This window comes from Mycobacterium sp., from assembly GCF_049585075.1.
Classification (GTDB): Bacteria; Actinomycetota; Actinomycetes; order Mycobacteriales; family Mycobacteriaceae; genus Mycobacterium.
Genome location: NZ_JBAUZA010000219.1, coordinates 1 through 3,762, shown reverse-complemented (window position 1 = coordinate 3,762; position 3,762 = coordinate 1). Strand labels below are relative to the sequence as shown.

The window sequence follows — 3,762 nt, the reverse complement described above, 5'->3', positions numbered from 1 at the left end:
CGCGGAGCCATAGCTGACCCGGCGTGCCCGCCGAGGGCAGCGGCCAGCGCTCGGGCTGATTCCCGAAGGCGGTAGCGGTAAGGTCGGACTCGATTGTCGGACCATAGGTCATAGAGATCACTGGCGTGCAGTAGTTAAGACTTCATGCTCTGCGAGTTACGCCGGTATTAAATCTAACGCTGATCATATTTGTGGGGATTTCCGGTGCGGCGGCTGCGAGCTGGGACATTGCGAGATAACACCCCGTCACCATGCATGCCGAGGCCAGCAGACTCATCGCGTCGATGAACTCGCGGTAAATTATCAAGCCGCCGTTGGGCATTCGGCGACCGCAGCGTGTTGACGAAATTTCTGTAGGCCCCCTACCTTTAAGGCCGACGAGTAGTCACCGACGACCCGCTCGAATCAAGAACACATGGGCGTGTAGAGAGGGACTTCAATGCCACAGCCAGAACAGCTACCAGGCCCCAACGCCGATATTTGGGACTGGCAATTACACGGCCTTTGCCGCGGGGTGGATTCCTCGGTGTTCTTTCATCCGGACGGCGAGCGTGGTCGCGCCCGCATGCAGCGTGAGCGGCGCGCCAAGGAGATGTGCCGCGCCTGCCCAGTGATGACCCAGTGCCGCACGCATGCCCTGGAAGTTGCCGAGCCATACGGCATCTGGGGCGGCCTGTCGGAAACCGAGCGCGAGCTACTGCTCAAGCGTGACATCGGTAGATCTCGCGGTATCCGCCGCACCGCCTAGGCGCTAAGCAGACAGAGCCCCGCCCCGGGAGATCGGGGCGGGGCTCTGTCGCTTTGAAACTCGCTGGGCCACTTGGCCTTTTGTGGTCTCGCCGCCGCGACACGTAAACCGCTGCGACGACACGCCGCGAACCTCTACAGTGGCTGCAGTCTCGAGGAGCGAAGACTCGCTAGGAGCAACCTCCGACAGCAGTAGCGGCAGCCGACGGAAGTGATCACAGTGAGCCGTAACCGAAGAGCCGTCGTCCCCTTGAGCACGTGCGTTCTCGCCCTGATTGTGTTCGCACTCGCCGGCTGTACAGAGCCGATAGCGCCGCCAACCACAAAGACCGTGACTGGGTCAACCGCGACGGCGTTGCCCGCGACCGGGACGACGAGAGCCGCGATCATTCCCGCGGGCGCCCAGCCGCAACTGGCATCAGATCCCGCGCAGCTGGCCGACGATCTAGTCGGCGACGAGCTTGCGCTACGCAACCAGTCGACGGCGGAGGCCGCGCTAGCGGAGGCCGCACACCGCCAGCAGGCGGCCTACCGCTCGATCGGGCGGCATCCCGAATGGGATGCGATCACGCGGCCGCGGATTCCGCCGTCACTACTCGACGTCTACGACCGCAACGTCGATGCCCGTCGACAGCTTCAGGCGATGACGCCCGCGAAAAACACCGTGCCGCCGTGGCGCATCGAGCCTCCTGCTCCGGCGGACCAATTGTTGAGCTACTACCACGAAGCAGAGTCGGCGTCCGGGGTCGGCTGGAACTACCTGGCGGCGATCAACCTGATCGAGACCCGCTTCGGCAGCATCCAGGGCGACAGCACCGCCGGCGCGCAAGGCCCCATGCAGTTCTTGCCCTCGACGTTCGCCGCGTACGGTCAGGGCGGCGACGTCCACTCCCCACGCGACAGCATCATGGCAGCTGGCCGTTATCTGGCCGCCAATGGCTTTGCCAACGATCGTGATCACGCGATCTGGCGGTACAACCATTCTGACGAATATGTCCGGGCGGTCGACCAATACGCGGCAGTGCTCGCCGCCGACCCCGCTACGTATCCCGACTATTACCGGTGGGATGTCTATTACGCCACCACCGCCGGCGACGTGTTACTGCCCATCGGCTACGCGGCGACGGCACCAATTCCGGTGGCAGACTATCTGGCCACCCACCCGCAGTGACGTGACCGATCCCGTGCGGGCGCGCAGGTCTCCAAAGCCGACCTGATGCTGGCAGCTAACGTCCAAGTTGTTGCCAGCTACCTCACAGGAGGCGCTGCTTAGAATCGGCTCCGACCGCAGGCAGGCTATCGGACCAGGGGGCGGAAGCAGATGTCGCACCGCGGCTCGAGACCGCGCAAAAACAATAAATTCGTGAACCTGAGAAATACAGGTGGTTAGCCTGAGAAATATGGGTGATCGCCGCAACAAAGCGGCGTTAAGAAAGTGTTATTATTTTGGATTCCTTCCGTTAAACGTCGATAATGAGATAGCCCGCTGGTCGAGGACTGTGCTGGTAGGCGACACAAACCACGGCTAACGTAACGAATTAGGCGGTTTGCCCGACCATTAATCGGGAAAGGGAAGGCAATGTTTCCTGGGACTGTTGAGCCCGAATGTCTTGAGCGCCGGCAGATGATTTTGCCAGGCATTGTCGGCGCGGTGAGCGGTGCAAATATGAACGTCGCGATGCTGGCGTCGGCTGACGACGCGCCGGACCCAGAGGCGACAAAAGCCGTGGCGCGTGCCACGATTCACCCAGCAGTCACTGGCACCGCCACGGCTGGGCGCGAGCTGTTCGTAACCGCCACACAGACCAGTGTCGGGCCGTCTGGCGCCATCGACTGGGCCAACTCAATCGCGGTGAATTAGAGGGGTGGCTTAGCAATGGACTTTGGTAATTACCCGCCAGAGGTCAACTCCGCTCGAATGTATGCCGGTGCCGGTTCGGCGCCAATGCTCACCGCCGCCGAAGCCTGGCAAGAGTTGGCCGCCGAGCTACATTCGGCGGCCAACTCGTATCAATCTGTGGTGTCGGGGTTGACCACCGGGCCGTGGCTGGGTCCCGCATCGGTATCGATGGCAGCTGCGGCCGCGTCCTACGTCGCGTGGCTCAACGCCACCGCCGTGCAGGCCGAGGAAACGGCCGCCCAAGCCACGGCTGCCGCAGCCGCATACCAAACGGCGTTTACCTCGACGGTGCCGCCGCCGTTGGTTGCTGCCAACCGCACTCAGCTAATGACGCTGGTGGCGACGAACCTGTTCGGCCGAAACACGCAGAAGATCGCGGCCAACGAGGCGCAATACGCCGAAATGTGGGCGCAGGACACCGCGGCGATGTACGGCTACGCAGCTTCGTCAGCATCCGCGACAGCGCTGACACCGTTCACTCCGCCACAGCAAACCACCAACCCGGGCGCCTCGGCCGCCCAGGCCGCCGCCACCACCCAGGCCGCCGGCACGTCGGCCGGCAACGTGCAGAGCACGGTGTCATCGATTCAACAAGCGTTCTCCTCGGTGCCCGGCGCCCTGCAAAGCCTTGCAACGGGAGCCGCAGTGCCGGCCCAGACGGACCCACTGAGCACGCTCGCCAATCTGATCGCTATTTTCTTTGACCTACCGGCCGCCATTGCGACTTTCGGCGCTGACATTCCGTTGGGAACCATCGGTGTAATCGCCCTTCCTTTCGATGTCGTCGGCGCCTTGACCGGTACTCACACCGACCGAATCGTCAGCGGATGGAATGGGGAACAAGCCTGGCCGGGCGACGGGCCGGCTCCGGTAGAGCCGTTCCCTGCGCAGCTGCTGAATTTGCCCCCAGGCACGATACCGTCGCCGAGCGTCGCCGCCGCTCTGGGCGAGTCGAACACCGTTGGGGCAATGTCGGTTCCGCCGACCTGGGCAGTCTCAACACCGGCGGTCAAACCCATGTCGTTCACGCTGCCAGCACTGTCCGACACCACGGTCAGCGCCGCCGCCGCGCCAGCAGCAGAACTCGGTTCGGGGAGCACGCTGTCCGAGATGGC

General features: G+C 63.3%; 4 protein-coding genes. All 4 read left to right on the top strand.

Features of this window, described 5'->3' with window-relative positions; translation table 11 throughout:
- Positions 1 to 439 precede the first annotated feature (439 nt).
- Complete coding sequence (locus WB785_RS10700) at positions 440 to 748, top strand: WhiB family transcriptional regulator (RefSeq protein WP_424079015.1); 309 nt, start codon at positions 440 to 442, stop codon at positions 746 to 748.
- Positions 749 to 967: 219 nt separating this feature from the next.
- Complete coding sequence (locus tag WB785_RS10695; protein ID WP_424079014.1) at positions 968 to 1,918, top strand: transglycosylase SLT domain-containing protein; 951 nt, start codon at positions 968 to 970, stop codon at positions 1,916 to 1,918.
- 480 nt (positions 1,919 to 2,398) lie between these two features.
- Positions 2,399 to 2,608 carry a hypothetical protein gene (locus tag WB785_RS10690; RefSeq protein WP_424079013.1) on the top strand — a complete coding sequence of 70 codons (210 nt, stop codon included), beginning with the start codon at positions 2,399 to 2,401 and terminating at the stop codon, positions 2,606 to 2,608.
- Between the two features lie 15 nt (positions 2,609 to 2,623).
- On the top strand, positions 2,624 to 3,762 hold a 1,139-nt coding region (locus WB785_RS10685; RefSeq protein ID WP_424079011.1), incomplete at its 3' end, for a PPE family protein.

What these genes read in the sequence shown, in the direction of transcription:
- WB785_RS10700 (WP_424079015.1), top strand. Translation starts at nt 440, where the DNA reads ATGCCACAGCCAGAACAGCTACCAGGCCCCAACGCCGATATTTGGGAC.